Origin of the sequence: Pokkaliibacter sp. MBI-7 (assembly GCF_029846635.1) — a bacterium.
GTDB lineage: Bacteria > Pseudomonadota > Gammaproteobacteria > Pseudomonadales > Balneatricaceae > Pokkaliibacter.
Genome location: NZ_JARVTG010000002.1, coordinates 1,205,000 through 1,224,661, shown reverse-complemented (window position 1 = coordinate 1,224,661; position 19,662 = coordinate 1,205,000). Strand labels below are relative to the sequence as shown.

Here is a 19,662-nt window from a genome sequence, read left to right as displayed (position 1 = left end):
ACTGTCTGAATTTTATAAAGATATTAGTTAGATCTGTGGTCTGGAATGCATCCACTGCAGCGCCCAATGTAAAGCGCTGGATTTCTCATTTGGTAAAGAGTATCAAGTAAACTGATAAAAAATTGATGATTTGCGCAACCTGCCAGGAGGCACCCTCCACTCAGGAAGAAGTCGGCGAGCCAATGCCTGCCGGCGTCAGTCACTGTCTTTTTCGGGGAATAACAACAATGACGAACCCTGGCCGTATTTCACTTGCCGACCTGTCTCGTCTCGATGCAGGGGTTCTGCTGCGTGGCAACTCCAGCCAGCTGGACTATCAGCATTCGCCCACACTGGAAGAGCTGACCGAGTGCCTGTGCTTTTCGCCCGGTGACGGACGTATCTGGCTCAACGACCAGCGCATGCTGCTGATTCATGCTTCTTCGCTCGGCACCTTGCGCCGGGAGCTGATCGATACGCTGGGTATCGAGGCTGCCCGGGGGCTGCTGACCCGCACCGGCTATGTGTCGGGTACGCGTGATGCTCAGCTGGTGCGGCAGCGCTGGCCGGACGCTGATCCGGCCTCCATCTTCGGGGCCGGTACGCAGCTGCACGGGCTGGAAGGGGTGGTGAAGGTTGAACCGGTGCACTTTGAGTTTGATACCGAGCAGGGACGTTATGAGGGGGAATTTATCTGGCATCACAGCAGTGAGGACGATGAACATATCGCCGCCTATGGTATCGGCACCGATCCGGCCTGCTGGCTGGAGCTGGGGTATGCCATTGGCTATGTCAGTGGTCTGGTGGGGCGACTGGTACTGTTTCGTGAGGTGGAGTGTCGATCCATGGGCAGCCGTCAGTGCCGCGTACTAGGTAAAACCGCGGAGCTGTGGCCCGATGCCGAGGAGGATTTGCGCTATCTCAATCCGCAGGGGTATGCCAGTCCCGCAGTGATATCTGCAGAGCAATCCACCGTGGTGGCGACAACCGCAGAGGCTGACAACAGTGTGAAAATGATTGGCGCCTCGGCCGCGTTCACTGCCGCCAGTCATGCGTTGCAGAAGGTCGCGGGAACGCAGGCGACGGTATTGCTGACGGGGGAGTCCGGGGTGGGTAAGGAGCTGTTTGCCACCATGCTCCATCGCCTCAGCCCTCGCAGCCAGCAGCCTTTTGTCGCCTTCAACTGTGCGGCCATCCCGGAGAATCTGCTGGAGTCGGAGCTGTTTGGTGTTGAGCGGGGGGCTTTTACCGGTGCCACTCACAGCCGTGCCGGGCGCTTTGAGCGTGCTCATGGAGGTACGTTGTTTCTCGATGAGATCGGCACGCTGAGTGCCGCCGGACAGAGCAAGTTGCTGCGTGCGCTGCAGGAGCGAGAAGTGGAGCGTATCGGCGGCAGCCGTGCCATCAAGGTCGATGTGCGGGTGGTTGCGGCCACTAACGAAGACTTGCGTGATGCCGTCAAACGCGGTGAGTTCCGTGAAGACCTGTTCTATCGCCTCAATGTCTTTCCCATTCCATTACCGCCGCTGCGTGAGCGGCGTGATGATATTCCGCTGCTAGTCAGCCATTTCTTCCAGCATTACTGCCAGCTGCATGGCCGCCAGTTGCGCGGGATGACGCAAAAGGCCACCCAGGCGCTGCTCAACTATGATTTCCCCGGCAATATTCGCGAGCTGCAAAATCTTATCGAGCGTGGCGTTATTGCCGCCGACGAAGGCGGGTTAGTGGATATTCCCCATCTGTTTCGCAACGAGAAAATTCCTCAGAGCATGATTTTTTCTGTCAACCGGCAGGGAGCGCTGAGCAATAAACCACAGACTTCGGCAGCGTCGCTGTGGGAGCAGTTGCAGCAGCTGGCGGGTGATGAATTGTCCATGGAGCAGCTGGAGCAGCGCCTGTTGCAGGAGGCGGTAACGCAGGCTGATGGCAATCTGGCTGCCGCCGCAAGGCAGCTCGGCTTGAGTCGGGCGCAGCTGGCGTATCGTCTGAAGAAAAGTTAAGTGTGCATATTTGTCTGTTGCGGAAAGAAGAAAATTGGCGCTAGTATCAAAAATATGTCAGGTAGATTGATATTGTGTGATGGTGAAAAGCACTGAGGCACAGGGCTCAACCTGACTATGCACCGTCGTTTCCTTCTCAAAAACAACAACAGGAATTCGCTATGGCAATAATCCAATCAATGGCCTGTGTCACCGGGCAGCCCCATCCTGTGATCCGACGCTCCGTTTCACTGTGCCTTGCCAGAGGGCAGGGAGGTCAGCATGTCTGATGCGCAACTGGCCATGCTGCTGGAGCAGAGCAAGGGCAATCCGCCTCCCCAGAGTGGTGGTATTGCGGCGCTGCGCGACTGGTTTGAAGGGTTGAATGCGGTGTTTCCGATGGCTCCGGAAACACAGGTGAAACGAGTCAATCTCGGGCCCTGTTCGGCGGATCTGCTGAGTTCACCGGACAGCGATCCCGGCAAGCTGGTGATCTACTACCACGGTGGCGGTTTTATCATGGGGTCGGCGCAGTGTTACAACACCATCACCAGTTTTCTGGCACAGGCAGGTGGTGTCACCGTGCTGAGCGTCGATTACCGGCTGGCACCGGAGAATCCGCCACCGGCAGGGCATGACGACTGTCTGCACGCTTATCAGTGGGCACTGGCACAGGGTTATCAGCCGGGGCAGATCGCGCTGGCGGGGGATTCGGCAGGAGGCAATCTGGCACTGTCGACCGCGGTCAGTATCAATCGGCTCGGTTTACCTCAGCCCGCTGCCGTGGTGGCGATGTCTCCGGCGCTGGATCTGGCCAATGACACCGAGTCGCACACGACGCTGGCCGAAGCACCCTTGCTTAACCGGGCCATGAGCGAGTTGTTTCTGACGGTGTTCATTGGCGATGGCGACCGGCGATCGCCTGCGGTAACGCCGTTCTATAGCCCGTTACCGGTGCTGCCGCCCGTGCTGCTGCATGTTGGCTCAACGGAAATGCTACGCGATGACAGCGTGGTGATGGCCGAGCGTATCCGAGCGGCGGGCGGTCAGGCGGAGCTGAAGCTGTGGCCGGGTATGTGCCATTCGTGGCAGCTTTTCGCGCCCGCACTGGATGAGGGGATGCAGTCCATCGTTGAGGCGGCCGCCTTTATCCGGCGCTATATGGGCTGATCCTGTACTGACACCGCTTCTGGTAATACAAGCGGTTTGCAGCAACCCGCACAAGGCTGGTGGAGATCAGATCTCCGCCAGCACTCTCACCAGATTGCGCAGCTGCTTTTGCAGTGTGCCTTGCTCATCTTCTGACAGCTCCTCCAGCATCTGAGCCTCAAGCTCAGCAATGGCATCGTCGCACTGTGTCAGCAGGGCATGACCTTCTGCGGTCAGGCTGATCTGGATGATCCGGCCATGATTGGGGTCGGGCTGGCGCTCGATCCAGCCTCTTGCCTCCATTCCCTTGATCAGCTCGTTGGCTGCCTGCGGAGAGACCATAGTGCGCTCTGCCAGCTGGGCATTGGATAGCTGGCCACGTGTACTGAATACCGATAACGCCGTGTACTGGCCAATGGTCAGGCCCAGTGGGGCGATGGCCTGGCGGATATGCCGGTTGAGAGCACGATCCAGTCGCCCGATCAGGTAGGACACGCCCAGCGGCTTGCGCCCTTCAGTACTCAGGCTGTCATCGGCTACGGCTTCCGTAACATTTTTTTTCATCACTACCGCCTTGCGCTTTTCCAAATGCAGTCTTAGTATCAATTCAATATCAGGTTAGTTGATATTATGTGTTGAGGCAAATGCGCTGGCCCGCTCGCTTCATTACACACCATATCGATCTGTCATTGAGCAATTCATGTCCGTTAACAACAACATCAGAGGGCTGACATTATGAGTAATTACCTATCGCGCTGGAATACCGTTACGGTTGAAGTGGAATCAGGCATTGCCTGGGTGACGCTCAACCGTCCGGAAAAGCGCAATGCCATGAGCCCGACACTGAACCGGGAAATGATTGATGTACTGGAGACGCTGGAGCTGGATGACGAAGCTCAGGTACTGGTACTGACGGGGGCAGGGGAATCCTGGTCGGCGGGGATGGACCTCAAGGAGTATTTCCGCGAAACCGACGGGAAGTCTGACGTGTGGCAGGAGCGTATGCGCCGTGACTGCTCCGAGTGGCAATGGAAGTTGCTGCGCTTCTACACCAAACCCACGATTGCCATGGTCAACGGCTGGTGCTTCGGTGGTGCTTTCTCTCCGCTGGTTGCCTGTGATCTGGCCTATGCGGCGGATGAGGCGGTATTCGGTCTGTCAGAAATCAACTGGGGTATTCCTCCCGGCAATCTGGTCAGCAAGGCCGTTGCTGATACTATGGGCCACCGGCAGGCGCTGTATTACATCATGACCGGCGACACCTTCACCGGTCAGGAAGCAGCAGAGATGGGACTGGTCAACAAGAGCGTGCCACTGGCGCAGCTGCGAGAAGAAGTGCGTCAGGTAGCGGTCAAGCTGCTGGAGAAAAATCCGGTGGTGCTGCGGTTTGCCAAACATGGCTTCAAACGCTGCCGTGAGCTGACCTGGGATCAGAACGAAGACTATTTGTATGCCAAGGTCGATCAGTCAATTCATCGCGACCCGGAGCGCGGCCGTGCAGAAGGGCTGAAACAGTTCCTTGATGACAAGACCATCAAACCCGGGCTGCAGACCTACAAGCGTCGCGGCTGAGGCGCCGGGAAGGATGTCCTGACAGCATGCCGGGGCATCCCGCTGAGCGCGCAGCGACGCAACCAGAGCCAAGATCAATTCAACAAGAATAAAAGTGCCCCCGGCGAGGGGTGTTGATCGACAGACTGCCATCGTGTTCGTGGCGACTTTTCAACATCTTCAGGCAAGCCGGTCAGGCAGTTTCCATGTAGTCACCGCAGGTGCAGCCATGCTGCGCCCCAGGGAGGAAGACACATGAATGCCATCCATGCGGCGAGACAGCCCGGTCGCCAGCCGGAACTGCAGACTGCTGTCCGCTATCGCGATGTAACCATTGGTTCTGCACCAGTGGAGGTGACACAAGACGCCGAGGGCGTCTGGCGATTTCTGTCCAGAGAACCTTTACAGCCTTACCCTCGTTGCCTGACTGACCGACTGCAGCAAGGCGCCAGTCAGCATCCTGACCGTACGCTGATTGCCGAGCGTGATGCGGATGGGCAGTGGCGTGAGGTTAGCTATGCACAAATGGTGCAGCACGCGCGCAGTATTGGTCAGGCGCTGCTGGATCGTGGCCTGTCTGCTGACCGGCCTTTGCTGATTCTGTCCGGTAATGATATCCAGCATTTGCAGCTGGCGATGGGAGCCATGTACGCCGGTATTCCCTTTTGTCCGTTGTCACCGTCCTACTCGCTGTTGTCGGAAGATTTCGGCAAGTTGCGTCATGCCATCGAGCTGCTGACACCGGGTATGGTCTATGCGACGGATGGTGATGCTTTTGCCAGAGCGATTCATGCTGTGGTGACGGACGATGTCGAAGTGGTGCTGGCGCGCGGAAATATTGCTGACCGTCCGACCACTGCCTTTGCGGAATTGCTGGCAACCACGGCGCACAGTGTGGATGAGGCCAACGAACGCATTACTTCTGAGCAGATCGCCAAGTTTCTGTTTACCTCCGGTTCGACCAAGCTACCCAAAGCGGTCATTACCACGCATCAGATGCTGTGTGCCAACCAGCAGATGCTGCTGCAGACCTTCCCTTGCTTTGGCGAGGAGGCTCCGGTGCTGCTTGACTGGTTGCCGTGGAATCACACCTTTGGCGGCAGCCATAACGTCGGCATTGCACTGTATAACGGTGGTTCTTATTACATTGATGAGGGCAAACCGACGGAGAAGGGCTTTGCTACCACGCTGCGTAATCTCCATGACATCAGCCCGACGGTGTTTTTCAACGTACCCAAAGGTTGGGAGCTGCTGACCGATGCACTGAATGATGACGCCAGTCTGAGAGAGAAGTTCTTTTCCCGAATGAAGCTGTTTTTCTTTGCTGGTGCCGGGCTGTCGCAGGCGGCATGGGATCGCCTCGATGCCGTCAGTGAAAGCCACTGTGGCGAGCGTATTCGCATCATGAGTGGACTTGGGATGACTGAAACATCGCCATCCTGCACCTTCACTACCGGCCCCCTGATGTTCGCCAACTATGTGGGGTTGCCCGCGCCCGGGTGTGAGGTCAAGGTGGTGCCGATGGGTGACAAAGCCGAGGCACGTTTTCGAGGCTCTCACGTAATGCCTGGCTACTGGCGCATGCCAGAGCAAACGGCGGAAGTGTTCGATGAAGAGGGGTACTACTGCAGTGGTGATGCCATCAAGCTGGCGGACGACAATCACCCAGAATATGGTCTGGCCTTCGATGGCCGTATCACCGAAGACTTCAAACTCAGCTCGGGAACCTTCGTCAGTGTCGGGCCGATGCGTGCGCGGCTGATCAGTCAGGGTGCACCCTACGTTCAGGATGCCGTCATTACCGGCATGAATCGCGATGACATCGGCGTGATGATCTTCCCGCGTCTGGAGCATTGTCAGAAGCTGGCGGGGTTACCGGCTGGCAGCCCGGCACAGCAGATTCTCGACAGTGAGCCGGTGCGTGCAGTATTTGCGGCGTTGATGGCGAAGCTCAACCTGAGTGCGACCGGCTCGGCTACCCGTATTGCGTTTCTGCATCTGCTGGTGGAGCCGCCTTCAGTCGATCAGCATGAAATCACCGATAAGGGTTCGATCAACCAGCGTGCGGTGCTGACACGACGTGCCGCCTTGATCGAGAGCATGTATAGCGGCGAGGATCAGCGAATGATTGTGGCTGCTAAATAGTGCGAAGGGGCGGGTGTAAGGACGTTCTTGGTTTCTAGAGCGCCGTCTTACAGTGCTCTTCGCGACGATTTTGCAGTGCGTTACACCTGTTGGGGCAGACTGAGTCTGCCCTTTTTTATGGCTATAACGCTCTGGTGAATACCCTGGCTAGTCCCGGCGCAGATGATCGGGAATGGCAATCGGACACTGAAAGTTGAAAGCGACAATATAGGATGACAACAGGAAAGTCAGAATCGCAGTGGCCTGAATGACGTGGGAGGCTTCGATACCGATCATATTCAGGTCGGTGGCCAGATAGGCTATCAACAGCGAGAACTCGCTCACCTGTCCCAGACGAAAACCAATTTCCCAGCCCATCTTGGAGTCTTCACTGATGCGTGTCAGCAAGCCGCGGAAAATCACCGGCTTCAACGTCAGTACCAGTGCCGCCATGACCAGTGATGGCAGCAGAATCTTGCTGATCAGGCCGAGGTTGAAGCTGGCGCCAATGGAGAAGAAGAACAGGATCAGGAAGAAGTCGCGCAGGGGCTTCAGACTGGTAGCGATATATTGCGAGATCGGGCTGGTGGCCAGTACCACACCGGCAGCAAACGCACCCATTTCTGCCGACAGGCCCAGAAACTGGGCACCCTCTGCCATACCCAGGCACCAGCCGATGGCCACCAGAAAGATATATTCGTGGAAGCGGTCAAACTTCTGGATCAGTTTGAGCAGTACAAAGCGTACGAACAGATAGGCAAAACCACTCATCAGCGGCAGTGCCAGCAAGGTCTTGAGGTACTGCCAGCCTCCTGAAGATTCTGCCGAGGTGTCGCCTGAATACATACCCAGCAGGACGATGATGGCAATCACATCCTGTAGCAGCAGCAGACCCACTACCAGCTCACCCGTGTGCTTGTGATGGAGTACGGTAGTCGGTAGCAGCTTGATGCCGACGATAGTGCTGGAGAACATCATCGCCAGCCCGATGATCAGGCTTTCGGTCTGGGTAAAGCCAAATCCCACACCCACCGCATAGCCCATAGCAGCAAAGGCGATAGAGCTGAGCACCGCTACCAGAGTTGCCTTTCGCAGCATGTGCAACAGGTGGGAAGGCTGCATATCGAGACCGAGCAGAAACAGCAGGAAGATAATGCCGATATGGGAGATTTCATCCAGCAGCTTGATATCAGACACCCAGGCAAAACCGTAGGGGCCGAAGGCTGCACCGAGGGCAATGTAGGCAACCAGTAGCGGCTGTCGGGTATACAGCGCGATGGAGGCCAGCACGGCGGCGCCGGCAAAGATTAGAAAGAACGAGTAAATCAGGTGTTGTTCCATACGCTACTTCATCCTGACAAGTAGGTTTGCGGATACTCGTAAGAACGTATTTACGATCTGTTGCCGCCAGTCGCAGGCCGTGATTGCCCTGTCTGAGTCAGCTTCATGAAACCGTGATTACGTTCTAATCAATTCAGTCAAGGCCGGCAGGCTGGGGCTGCCAGTGGCGCTGTCGCCAGATCCACGTATACAAGCCCGAGTTTATACAACGTTGAGCGAACTGTACCAGCCAGATGGCCAGCAGCCCGCCACCCAGAATGGGACCAAACAGCCAGGCCAGGGGCAAAAAGAAACACCACTGGCTGATGATGTTGATGGTCATGGACATCTGCCCGGCACCTGCGCCGTACAGTGCCTGATTGAGCACCAGGGAGGCGGCATCCAGCGCCAGCATCAGGGCGGTGATGATCAGCAGCGGGCTGGCAGCGGCAATGAGGTTGCTCTGCGGCAGAAACAGACTCAGCAGGAAGGAAGGGAACAACCAGAGCGGTATGCCAAGTACCAGCAGCACGACGAAGGCTGTCTTGACGCCATCAATGCCCCAGCGATAAGCCGCGTCGGGATGATTGCGGCCAAGTGCATGGCCAACCAGTGTTGTGCAGGCCATCCCCAGACCGACGCCGGGCAGAATCAGCAGTAGTGACAGATTCATCAGTACATGGGCAATGGCTTGCTGGGCCGTGCCGAGCAGGCCGATGATCCAGAACAGTACGGTGAGACTCAACGCAAAGGACAGCTGCTGTGCCGAATGGGGAATGACATAACCCAGCATGGTACGCAGAAGCGTCAGGGAGAGCAGGCGACAGGATGGGCGTAGGGTGCGTACCACCAATAGCCCGTAAGCGAGGCTACCGACGTAGAGTGAAATGGTCGTGCCCAGCCCCGCGCCTGCAGCGCCCATTTCCGGCAAGCCCGCATGTCCGTATATCAGGCAGAAACTCAGACTGGCATTGAGCAGATGGGTCAGCGCCAGCCACTTCAGAAAGGTGCCAGGTTGGTGGGAGCCATTCAGCACACCGCGAAACACCAGACTCATGGCAACGGCGGGCAAACCCAGAATACGCCAGTCAAAGTAAGGTTCGGCGATGGCCTGTACGCTGGCATGGATGGTGATCCAGTGCAGCAGCGGTGTCTTGATTGCCCAGAACAGCCCGACGACCAGCAGGCTCATCAACAGCCCCAGCAGCATACCGTTGCTGAGTACCGCGCGCTGTTGCTGCTGATCTTCTGCACCGCAGGCATGGGCAATGTTGGCCTGTACGGCAGAGGCCAGTCCCAATAACAGGGCTGTCGCCAGGAAAATGGCATAACTGCCTGCTCCTACGCCAGCCAGTGCATCTTCGCCTAAACGTCCGACCAGAGCGGTATCTACCAGATTCATCAGGCTCTGGGACAGCATACTGCCAACGATAGGCAGACTGAGGCTGAGCAATTTGCGGTAACGCAAATTGATTCCACGTGAACGTAGCAGGGGGAATCGAAATAGGGGCATACGGGACAGTTGTCAGGTAAAAGGCCGCCATTCTATCAGAGTGCTGAGGTTGCCGGAAAAAAGATAATAACCTAGTAAATAGGTAGGGTTTATAAATTGAATTTCGTACCTTAAAATACCCGGCAAGACCGTGATATTTATCAAGATAGTGAGCAGATATAATGCCCGTCTTGACCTGTTCCAATGAGTACAAAGCAGTACTCGTACAAAGGGGATGCTATGTTAACCGTTACTGAAAGTGCACAGGACTATCTGGCGACGTTGCTGGAGAAGCAGAATGTGGAAGGGATGGCCGTTCGCATTTTCGTCACTCAGCCAGGCACGCCCTATGCAGAAACCTGTCTTGCGTACTGCCGTCCCGAAGAAGTTATCCCTACCGATGATGTGACTGAATACACTCAGTTCCGTCTCTACGTTGAGCCGAACAGCCTGCCTTTTCTGGAAGAAGCCGTGGTGGATTATGCCACTGACCGTATGGGTGGCCAGCTGACCATCAAGGCGCCGAATGCCAAGATGCCTAAAGTCAGTGCAGATAGTCCTATCGAAGACCAGATCAACTACATTCTCTATAGTGAAATTAACCCAGGTCTCGCCAGCCACGGTGGTGAGGTGAGCTTGGTGCGATTGGAGGAAGAAACGTCCGGTAAAGTGGCTATTCTCAAGTTCGGCGGTGGTTGCCAGGGGTGCAGCGCTGTTGATATGACCCTCAAGGAAGGTGTAGAAAAGACGCTGATCGAACGTGTTGCAGGCCTGGTAGCTGTACGCGACGTAACCGACCACACTGTCAAGGAAAATGCCTACTATCAGTAAGCCTGATTGCTTGCCTGAATGACCAGAAGCCCATCCGTTGTGATGGGCTTTTTGTTATCCGGGGCATTGCTTCACAGCGAAGTGGGTAACGGCTAATGAGCGAAGTGGGTAACGGCTAATGAGCGAATTGTGCTCAAAACATAAAGCCTATATGAAAAATTGATATGTTCAAAAAGTGTACAATTTGTCGTGCTTTGCTATACCTATAGCTGTCAGCTTCGTCCGTTATGCTCCCCGTTGGGGATAGTGTCATACAGCGAGTGTCTGTTGAGCAAAGAGCAAGGCGAAACTGAAGGCGGATGCAGCCTTAGGGCTGCATCCCTGTTACCTGACAGGTGTTAAGACCAACCTTCCATCAAAAGGTAAGTGTGTAAAACCGCCAAATCGTTAACCTACGTTTTTGAAATGGATTTTTCCCTTCCTTAGGCAGAGCGCAATGCTCTGCCTCTTTGTTATATCTCCTTGCTTATTGTTTTCCGTTGTACGCGGTTGTATGCGATGAGGGTGTACTGAGATGAGAGTTTTCCTTCACCTGTTGCAGAATAAAAAAATGGCCCGAAGGCCATTCAGACTGCTGACAAAGTCCTCGTCCCCGGGCGGGGGCTTCTTATAATGGGCCATGCCCCCGCCGATCACCTGTTGCGCAAGATCGACAAGGTCATCGATTTCAGCTTCATCCATGAGCTGGTTAAAGACCTCAACTGCAGGGGCAACGGCCGGCCCGCGCTCGATCCGACGGTTCAAGCTGCTGTTCCTCGGTTATCTCTACGGTGTGCGCAGTGAACGCCAGCTGAGTCGCGATGTGCAGGTCAACGTCGCCTATTGCTGGTTCCTGTGTCTGAATCTCACCGACAAGGTGCCCGATGCCTCAACGCTGCGTCAGAACTGACGCCGCCGCTTCAACGAGTCCGAGGTGTCATTGTGGCTCCTCACGGCCTGAGCGGGCGAGTTCCCTTAATGCCGTTCTCAAGCACCGTTCTATCCCGGTAGAGCGCTACTTACCTCCCGTATTCTCCGCCCCACGCTTTGCTGAACTCAGCGGCGGAAACGTTGCAGTACACGGCAGAAAAACAAAACCCTGATCAAAATGACCGGGGTTTGTCAGTATCCTGAGGCGGCTTTAGACCGCCTTTTGTTTTTAAATCACATTTCAACGCGTACTTATCTTCAATGTGCTTTGATTGGTGATCTCAATCTGCAGAGAGGAGCATCCTCGCAGTGGTTGTTTGAAGTGCCATGGATCTCATCATGACGCCCCTTTTTCATTGCACATTTTCTATCGGCATTTATGCTTGTTGAGCTGTATCGGTTTTGATCAACAGGTGACTATTTTCAGACTCTAGTACAACGAATGCGGAAGGGAGACAGGGCAGTGGCGTATCAGGTCGAGCAGAAGGTGGAAGGTGAGTGGTCAACCCTGTGGGTGATGGATGCAACCTTCCTGCCACGTACTTTTGCCAATGCAGAGGCTGCTCAGGAGGCATTGTTCCGTTATCGGAGACAGAGGCTCTTTACACCTGCGCCTCTGGGTAACTTCCGAATTCTTGCCAGAAACCAGCATCACATCATGCTGGATTATCTGCGTGTCTATCAGCGGTTGCATGCGGAGATGCCTTCGAGACGGCATCTCACCTCGCCTGCGTTACTCGACTACTCTAAAAACCTGTTGAGGCTGCACCTGATCCGTTTGCATCAGGAATTAGGTGAAGCCCTGTCTTATGCGGATGTTATCCGTTATTTCGAGCCTGATCTGGATGATGCCGTTGCTGAAGACGCTGACCAGCTTGAAAAGCAGACGCCGCCCCAACGTAAAAGAGCCTAAGGACATCACTTTAAATCTATGGAAAAAGTTGTAGCCATCTGGTCCAGCGTGAACTGGCAGAATCTGTTGGCATTGGCTTGGTTTTTAATCTGTTTCAGGGGTTATACCCACTACGCCATTCACAAAACCCGCACTACTGCCAGTCTGGCCTCTATCATGCATCTTTATCGCTATGACTGGATGAAGCGCATGCTGGAGCGCGATAACCGCATTGCAGACATGAGTCTGATTGCCAATCTTGAGCGGAGTGTATCGTTCTTTGCGTCTTCGACCATGCTGATCGTAGCGGGTATTCTGACGCTGATGGGAACTTCGGAGAAAGCGCTCAATTTGTTGCATGACCTGCCTTTGGTACAGCCCTCGACTCAGGCAGAGGTGGAGCTCAAGCTGCTGGTCATGATCTGCCTGTTCGTTTATGCCTTTTTCAAATTCACCTGGAGTCTGCGTCAGTATGGTTTTTGCTCGGTGCTGATCGGTGGTGCGCCGATGCCGCGAGACCTCAGTGTCAGTGACAAAGAGCGGCAGATTCTGGCTGCCCGGGCAGCGAAGATTTGCTCCATGGCCGCCAATAACTTCAATTTTGGCCTGCGTTCCTATTACTTCGGCCTGGCGTTACTGGGCTGGTTTATCAGCCCCTGGCTGCTGATGTGTTCGGCTACACTGGTGGTTTACGTGCTGTATCAGCGCGAGTTCCGCTCCAGTACGTTACAGGAGCTGGTTACCAGCGATCCAAGCCGTATTTGACCGCTATGGCTCGTATCTTTCTGCACGTTGAATCTTTTCTGCCTGCCTCAGGCCTTGAAACCTGATTCCTGACCCCCATCTTGGCAGTCACTCAAATTTGCTGGCTCGCTTCCATAGTGGAAGCGGGCTGTGACTTCCGCCGACAAGATTCTTTTGGATGGGGCAGTTCATGACCACTGAAACTCAATCTCAAACCCTTGGTTTTCAGACCGAAGTTAAACAGCTGCTGCACTTGATGATCCATTCCTTGTATTCCAACAAGGAGATCTTCCTGCGCGAATTGATTTCTAACGCTTCCGATGCCTGCGACAAACTGCGCTTTCAGGCGCTGCATCAGGACGGCCTGTATGAAAATGACCCGCAACTGAAAGTGCGCCTGAGCTTTGATGAGCAGGCAGGTACGGTCACTATCGCTGACAATGGTATCGGCATGAGCCGTCAGGATGTCATCGACAACCTGGGAACCATTGCCAGATCAGGCACCGCTGATTTCCTCAAAAATCTGTCTGGCGACCAGCGTAAGGACAGCCAGCTGATTGGTCAGTTCGGTGTGGGTTTCTACTCTGCGTTTATCGTTGCCGACAAGGTTGACGTGTTCACCCGTAAGGCGGGTGTGGACAGCAGCGAGGGTGTGCACTGGTCTTCGCAGGGTGAAGGTGACTTTACTATCGCCACGCTGGATGTTGCTGAACGCGGAACCCGCATTGTGCTGCATCTGAAAGAGGGTGAGAAAGACTTCGCTAACAGCTGGAAGCTGCGTTCACTGGTACGCAAATACTCCGATCATATTTCTGTCCCTGTAGAAATGCTGAAAGATAACTTCGGCGAAGAGCAGGAAGAAGAAAAAGCACCCGAGTGGGAATCGGTAAACAAGGCGACCGCGCTCTGGACCCGTAACCGCAGCGAAGTGAAGGACGAGGAATATACCGAGTTCTACAAGCATATCGCCCACGACTACACGGACCCGCTGGCCTGGAGCCATAACAAGGTTGAAGGCAAACTGGAATATTCCAGCCTGCTGTATGTGCCCAGTCAGGCACCCTTTGATCTGTGGAATCGTGAAGCGCCCAAAGGGCTGAAGCTTTACGTTCAGCGCGTATTTATCATGGATCAGGCGGATCAGTTCCTGCCGCTGTACCTGCGCTTTATCAAAGGTGTGGTGGACTCCAGTGATCTGTCACTGAACGTTTCCCGCGAGATTCTGCAAAAAGATCCTGCAATCGACAGCATGAAGTCAGCACTGACCAAACGTGTGCTGGATATGCTGGAAAAACTGGCGAAAAACGAGCCTGAGAAGTTCACCACATTCTGGAAGACCTTCGGTCAGGTACTGAAAGAAGGTCCAGCTGAAGACACCAGCAACCGTGAAAAAGTGGCAGGCCTGCTGCGATTTGCCTCGACTCATGCCAACACCGAAGATCAGACCGTTGCTCTGGATGCTTATCTTGAGCGGATGGGCGAAGGTCAGGACAAGATCTACTATCTCACCGGTGAGCGCTTCAGCCAGGTCAAGAACAGCCCACACCTCGAAGTGTTCCGCAAGAAGGGCATTGAAGTCCTGCTGCTGACGGACCGCATCGACGAGTGGATGATGAGCTACCTGAGCGAGTACAAAGACAAGGCCTTTGTTGATATCACTCGTGGCGATCTTGATCTGGGCCAGTTGGAAGGTGAAGACGAGAAGAAAGCACAGGAAGAAGTGGCCAAGACCCGTGAAGATCTGGTTAAACGCATTAAGGATGCGCTGACCGATCAGGTTGAAGAAGTGCGCGTATCCCATCGTCTGACTGACTCACCGGCGGTGCTGGTCATCGGCGACAACGATATGGGCATGCAGATGCGCAAGATCATGGAAGCGGCAGGGCAGAGCATGCCGGAAGCCAAACCGATTTTCGAGATCAATCCGACCCATCCGCTGCTGGAAAAACTGGATCAGGAACCTGACGAAGACCGCTTTGCCGATCTGACCCATATCCTGTTTGACCAGGCTGCCCTGGCCGCAGGCGAGACGCTGAAGGACCCTGCAAGCTATGTCAGCCGTCTGAACAAGCTGCTATTGGAAATGAGTGCTTAACCAGCGTAAAGCGAGTTAATGACTGCGTTCCCGATGCCCACCTTCTGGTGGGCATTTTGTTTTGTGGCTTAGACGCAGTGTTGGGAGGGAAGAAGCCGTGCAGATTAAGGAAGTACGAAACCGCTATTGAAAATTACATATTGAAAAGTATTATCTTTCGTTTGTTACATATCGTGCTTGATTGGCGAGGCCATAGATAGCGTCTGCATCTCAGCCTGTCAGGCAACCTATTGAAAGCTGGCTATCGTACAGATGGCAAAGCAGGGAAAGTATCACAGCAGTGTGATTGGCACAGGGAAGAACAGCTATGCGTGCTATCCAGTCGGATAAACACATCACGATTTCTACGCCTCTTGGTACAGATCAGCTCTATCTGGAAAAGGTGGTCATTGACGAAGGGCTCTCACAACTCAGCCGTATCGTTGCCTACGCCCACACCAACGCCGCAGCGGTCGACCCCAGACAACTGCTCGGTCAGCCCGTTACCGTGACTATTCCTATCTACGCCGACTACGGGCTGATGGATCAGCGCTACTACAATGGCGTGGTGCTCGCTGTTGCTTCACTTGGCTCGCGGACGCCTGCGGAGGCCATTGATGAGGTGTTCAGGGATTATCAGATCACCATCGTGCCACGCGCCTACTTCCTGAAGCAGCGCCAACAGTCCCGCATCTTTCAGAATCTTTCACCGCTGCAGATCGTGACTCAAGTGCTTCAGGAGCATGGGGTAAAGGTGGATGATCGCACCACCCGCAGCTATCCCAACTTCGTCTATAAGGTGCAGTACGGTGAATCTGACTGGGATTTCGTTTATCGCCTGCTGCAGCATGAAGGTATCTTCTTTCTGATTGAACATAACGATGGCGAACATACCTTTGTGCTGGCAGATGAGGTCTCTGTCTACACCGAGTGTCTGGAATCACAGGTCGCTTACTTCACCGGGGAACTGGCAGAGGCTCATATCTATACCTGGTCTGGATGCCATCAGGTTGATAGTGGTGGTGTGCGGCAGAGAGGATATAACTCTCTGGCACCGTCTGCCTTCCCCCAGGCTCAGCCGCAAAACGCTGAGCTGGCCGAGCAGCAGGGTGTTACTGAGGTTTATGAGTATATTGCGGAGGCCGAGAATATCAGCCGTACCGCCACGACCGCACAGACACAACTGGAAGCGCAGCAGCTACAGCAAATGCATGGCAGAGCGGAGTCCAACTGCCGCTCTTTCTTTCCCGGAGGGATATTCCGTTTCAACCGCCACGAAGATGACAGCGAGGTAGGGAAGTCCTATGTGATTTCCACTATTCATATCGAGGCGTCCTCTGCAAACAATATCGGCGAGCAGGGGCAGGAAGGGGATAGCTACAGCAATGCCCTGACGGTGCTGCCCAGTGAGATCGCCTTCCGACCCATGCGCGCTGCACAGAAACCGCTGATTCACGGTGTGCAGACTGCCCGCGTAGTGGCGGAAGCCAACAGCAAGGACGGTGAGGAAATCCATATTGACCAGTACGGTCGTATTCATGTCAGCTTCCACTGGGATGCGGAGCAGCAAAGTTCCTGCTGGGTCAGGTTGTCGCAAATGTGGGCTGGCAACGGACGAGGTGCGTTCTTTTTCCCCCGTATTGGTGATGAGGTAATCGTGCAGTTCCTTGAAGGGGATCCTGACCAGCCTCTGATCACCGGCAGTGTTTATAACGGCTCAAATGTTCATCCTATTGCGCTGCCCGATGGAAAAACGCAGAGCGGCTTTATTTCACGCTCCAGCAAAGAAGGGGGACAAGACAACTACAATGCCCTGATGTTTGAGGACCTGAAAGGACAGGAACTGTTTTTCACTCAGGCTGAGCGCGATCAGCAGGGATTGGTGAAAAACAACATGCTGCTGGAGGTCGGCAAAGACAGGCAAAGCACCATCAAGAACAACGATACGCTCGAGGTAGGCAAGGTACTTACCCTGAAGGCAGGCAGTGAGATCCGGCTGGAGGTAGGCAGTGCCAAGATCACCCTGAAGAGTGACGGCACCATCAATATCGAAGGGAACAATTTGTCTGAGAAGGGCACCACCATCGTCAAGAAAGCCTCCAGTATTCAATTGAATAGTTGAAGTTCATCTGAATAGTTGAAGCTCATCACTGCTACACGGAGCGTAATCCCATGGATGGGGAGCCAATGCTTGGTTTTCTGCAGGAAGGGATAGAACAGCGTTTACGTTGCTCTGCGAATCCCTTTTTGCATTTATCGCAGTTGCAGACTATAGACAGCAGGATTCTCACGTTGCTGAAAACCAGCTGTCAGTTCATCAAGCCGTCTGTGTTGCTGGAAGCAGAGCCGGAGCTGCAACTTTTACTGTCTGCAGACATCTCAGCGCTGGAGCATCTGGCAACGCTTAGCCATCGTTTGAGCCTGAATAATCTGCTGTATCTGACTCAGCTATGGCTGCGCACTTATAGCATACCTCCCGCACAGATAGTTAAGAGCTGCCATGCCTACCGAGCGGGATTCAAAACGGGTCATTTCAATCGCTGGCTCGTCAGGCTATACGCCCTGTGGGGGATGCAGCCTGATCAGCTGGCATTGTCGTCCTGGTCTTTTGCAACGCTGTGGCTGCAAATGTGCCATGCGTGCCCCGGACTAAAAAATACCGACACTCTGGATGACATCGTCGCGCTTTATGATGACGATCAGCTCGTTGAAGACATGCTGGTGGTGGAGCAGCAGCTGGAGCAAGGTAGTCCGTTGCCATTGGGTGAAGAGAGATTACTGCGTTTACAGCGAGCGCAAAGGCTGTCCCCACAGCTCTTATATCGCTGGGGTGGCAGTGCGGCTATAGAGCACTGGGCATTACAGCCTGAATCGTCTGCATTGCCCTGGTTCGGGGTGCAGCCACTGAACAAGTATCAGCTGCGCGATGCAATCAGGCAGATTGCAGGAGATACAGTCGGAACTGCACGCCGTCAGATTTGGCTTATCGCCGGGGCTGCGTTGCCAGCGAGCCTCTTTGCTGCATTGTTCGGTGAAGGAGAAGAGCACGACACTTCTGCACGTCAGCTGAAAGAGCCTTTGTCCGCCTGGTTTACAGCTCATCAATCTGAGCTGGCAGAAGGGCTGCTCAATGGTATGGATCTGACCAGTAGGGATGTGGATTCACTCTGGCACAGTGGGTATCAGGGGCATCGCCAGGCACTGGCTGATTTCTGGAACAGGCAGGGCATATCAGATAAATGGCTTAGTCCGACAGCGTTAGGTGGTGGGCTGTGATGAGACCAGCACTACAGATGACGGTCGAAGCTATGTCTGTCGGCGGTGCCAGTCATCCGGCATTTTTTCTGCAAGCGCCTCAGACAGCACCACTGCCTGCATCCTGGCAAGGGAGCGCCTATCGATTGCTTCCCTGTGCGGCTTTGCCCGCAGAGATTAGTCCGCATAAGCGGATCGAGTCCTTGCTTGCTGTAGTGGATCACCATGTTCTGGCGGCGCTGGACGGGCAGCCGGTATTGATGCTGATGCCTGCGCTGCTGGCCGGGCATCAGGCTTTTGCTGAGCATTGGCTAGGGTGTAGTGGCCGTATTGCGCTCAGGCAAGGTGAACAGATTTATCCCTACTTTGCTGGGGCCGCCTCGTTAGCATTGTGCCTTGCACGGCTACAATGGCTGTTGCAGCACTATTCTCATGTCTGGCTATTAGCGTTGGATTCTCCTCTGCCGACCGAGGCGGGGCAGGTATGCACAGAAGGCTATCTGCTGATACGCGCGAGCCTGAGTCAGGAGTGTGGCTTGCGCTGCACCTGGCATGGCGTTTCGCAACAGCGTCGGCACTTTCACCCTGATGCAGGCCTGGCCTGTCTGGCTGAGGCATTGCGTAAACACGAGTCTGGCCAGATTAATGTGCTCGTTAGCGACCCCCTTGAAGGGCTTATATCCGTACGCCAGTTCGGCAGCCTGTGGCGTGCTCTCGATACAGGCGAAGCGAATGTACAAATGCAGATTCCCCTGTTGCCGTGGGGACGGCTTGGCAGTCTGGCGCCTTTGCTAAAAGGATGGCTGATAGCGCAACAGCTCCCGCTGTGTGAGATGTCAGGCGGGGCGTCAGTACTTCAGATTGATCTTGCCGAGCAAGGCTGGTGTGGTGGTGTGCTTTGGCACACGGCCAAAGGGAATGACAGTATCGGACAACGGAGGTTTTATCATGGGTAAACCGGCAGCTACGGTATCCCACTTTCATACATGCCCAGCGTACTGTGGCGATACGCCTCATGTCGGCGGCCCAGTCGCGGCTGGCTCAGCCAATGTCCTGATTGGCGGGCTGCCAGCAGCAAGGTTGGGCGACAAGCTGGTATGCAACGGCCCACCTGACACTATCGTCGAAGGCTCAGCCACCGTCTTTATTAATGGCTTGCCAGCTGCACGCATGGGGGATGCAACCGCACATGGCGGCCAGATCGTGGCAGGGAACGGCACGGTCCTGATTGGCAATAAAAGCTACAGTCGGGATGGTAGCTACGTCGATCATGACGAGCCGGAGGAGAAAAACACGTTCAGCCGTCGACTGGGACAAAATTCGGAAGATAGCTATGGATTCAGCTATTGACAGTGTAAACACG

15 protein-coding genes and 1 pseudogene are annotated in these 19,662 nt (G+C 54.7%); 13 read left to right on the top strand and 3 right to left on the bottom strand.

All coding sequences use genetic code 11. The annotated features are described in order from the left end of the window. Nucleotides 1-227 precede the first annotated feature (227 nt). Both QCD60_RS25265 and QCD60_RS25260 read left to right on the top strand, forming a co-directional pair. Nucleotides 228-1,979 (top strand): sigma-54-dependent Fis family transcriptional regulator, encoded by a 1,752-nt coding sequence (locus QCD60_RS25265; RefSeq protein WP_279789631.1) that lies wholly within the window; start codon nt 228-230, stop codon nt 1,977-1,979. A gap of 261 nt (nt 1,980-2,240) precedes the next feature. Beyond that, nucleotides 2,241-3,128, top strand: coding sequence for an alpha/beta hydrolase (locus tag QCD60_RS25260; RefSeq protein WP_279789628.1), 888 nt, complete (start codon nt 2,241-2,243; stop codon nt 3,126-3,128). Between the two features lie 66 nt (nt 3,129-3,194). Here QCD60_RS25260 and QCD60_RS25255 read toward each other — a convergent pair whose 3' ends face one another. Then, nucleotides 3,195-3,671: a MarR family transcriptional regulator gene (locus QCD60_RS25255; protein ID WP_279789626.1), complete on the bottom strand. Its 477-nt coding sequence runs from the start codon at nt 3,669-3,671 to the stop codon at nt 3,195-3,197. Between the two features lie 171 nt (nt 3,672-3,842). Between QCD60_RS25255 and QCD60_RS25250 the strand changes: the two genes are divergently transcribed. Together QCD60_RS25250 and QCD60_RS25245 are read left to right on the top strand one after the other, a co-directional pair. Beyond that, nucleotides 3,843-4,679, top strand: coding sequence for a p-hydroxycinnamoyl CoA hydratase/lyase (locus tag QCD60_RS25250; protein WP_104151568.1), 837 nt, complete (start codon nt 3,843-3,845; stop codon nt 4,677-4,679). 234 nt (nt 4,680-4,913) lie between these two features. After that, complete coding sequence (locus tag QCD60_RS25245; protein WP_279789623.1) at nt 4,914-6,803, top strand: feruloyl-CoA synthase; 1,890 nt, start codon at nt 4,914-4,916, stop codon at nt 6,801-6,803. A gap of 147 nt (nt 6,804-6,950) precedes the next feature. Here QCD60_RS25245 and QCD60_RS25240 read toward each other — a convergent pair whose 3' ends face one another. Then, complete coding sequence (locus QCD60_RS25240) at nt 6,951-8,123, bottom strand: cation:proton antiporter (RefSeq protein ID WP_279789621.1); 1,173 nt, start codon at nt 8,121-8,123, stop codon at nt 6,951-6,953. A 133-nt stretch (nt 8,124-8,256) separates the two neighbouring features. Beyond that, the gene (locus QCD60_RS25235; RefSeq protein ID WP_279789618.1) at nt 8,257-9,570 is read right to left on the bottom strand and encodes an MATE family efflux transporter; all 1,314 of its coding nucleotides are present in this window, start codon (nt 9,568-9,570) and stop codon (nt 8,257-8,259) included. Nucleotides 9,571-9,834: 264 nt separating this feature from the next. Here QCD60_RS25235 and nfuA point away from each other — a divergent pair, with 264 nt between their 5' ends. From nfuA to QCD60_RS25190, 9 genes and pseudogenes are all read left to right on the top strand, one after another. Then, a complete protein-coding gene (nfuA, locus tag QCD60_RS25230; protein WP_104151564.1) occupies nt 9,835-10,425 on the top strand; it encodes a Fe-S biogenesis protein NfuA in 591 nt (196 codons plus the stop codon). Between the two features lie 624 nt (nt 10,426-11,049). Continuing rightward, nucleotides 11,050-11,311: pseudogene (locus QCD60_RS25225) on the top strand (transposase); the annotation flags it as partial. A 486-nt stretch (nt 11,312-11,797) separates the two neighbouring features. Continuing rightward, a complete protein-coding gene (locus QCD60_RS25220) occupies nt 11,798-12,247 on the top strand; it encodes a hypothetical protein (protein WP_279789615.1) in 450 nt (149 codons plus the stop codon). Between the two features lie 18 nt (nt 12,248-12,265). Continuing rightward, complete coding sequence (locus QCD60_RS25215) at nt 12,266-12,991, top strand: DUF599 family protein (RefSeq protein WP_104154113.1); 726 nt, start codon at nt 12,266-12,268, stop codon at nt 12,989-12,991. A 169-nt stretch (nt 12,992-13,160) separates the two neighbouring features. After that, nucleotides 13,161-15,065 (top strand): molecular chaperone HtpG, encoded by a 1,905-nt coding sequence (htpG, locus tag QCD60_RS25210; RefSeq protein WP_104154270.1) that lies wholly within the window; start codon nt 13,161-13,163, stop codon nt 15,063-15,065. Between the two features lie 307 nt (nt 15,066-15,372). Beyond that, nucleotides 15,373-17,166, top strand: coding sequence for a type VI secretion system tip protein TssI/VgrG (tssI, locus tag QCD60_RS25205; protein WP_279789611.1), 1,794 nt, complete (start codon nt 15,373-15,375; stop codon nt 17,164-17,166). A 170-nt stretch (nt 17,167-17,336) separates the two neighbouring features. Beyond that, entirely contained in the window at nt 17,337-18,320 is a 984-nt protein-coding gene (locus QCD60_RS25200; protein ID WP_279789609.1) for a hypothetical protein, read from the top strand. After that, nucleotides 18,320-19,255, top strand: coding sequence for a hypothetical protein (locus QCD60_RS25195; RefSeq protein WP_279789607.1), 936 nt, complete (start codon nt 18,320-18,322; stop codon nt 19,253-19,255). Before QCD60_RS25200 ends, QCD60_RS25195 begins: the two co-directional genes overlap by 1 nt. Then, nucleotides 19,248-19,649, top strand: coding sequence for a PAAR domain-containing protein (locus QCD60_RS25190; RefSeq protein WP_104154109.1), 402 nt, complete (start codon nt 19,248-19,250; stop codon nt 19,647-19,649). Before QCD60_RS25195 ends, QCD60_RS25190 begins: the two co-directional genes overlap by 8 nt. Nucleotides 19,650-19,662 lie beyond the last annotated feature (13 nt).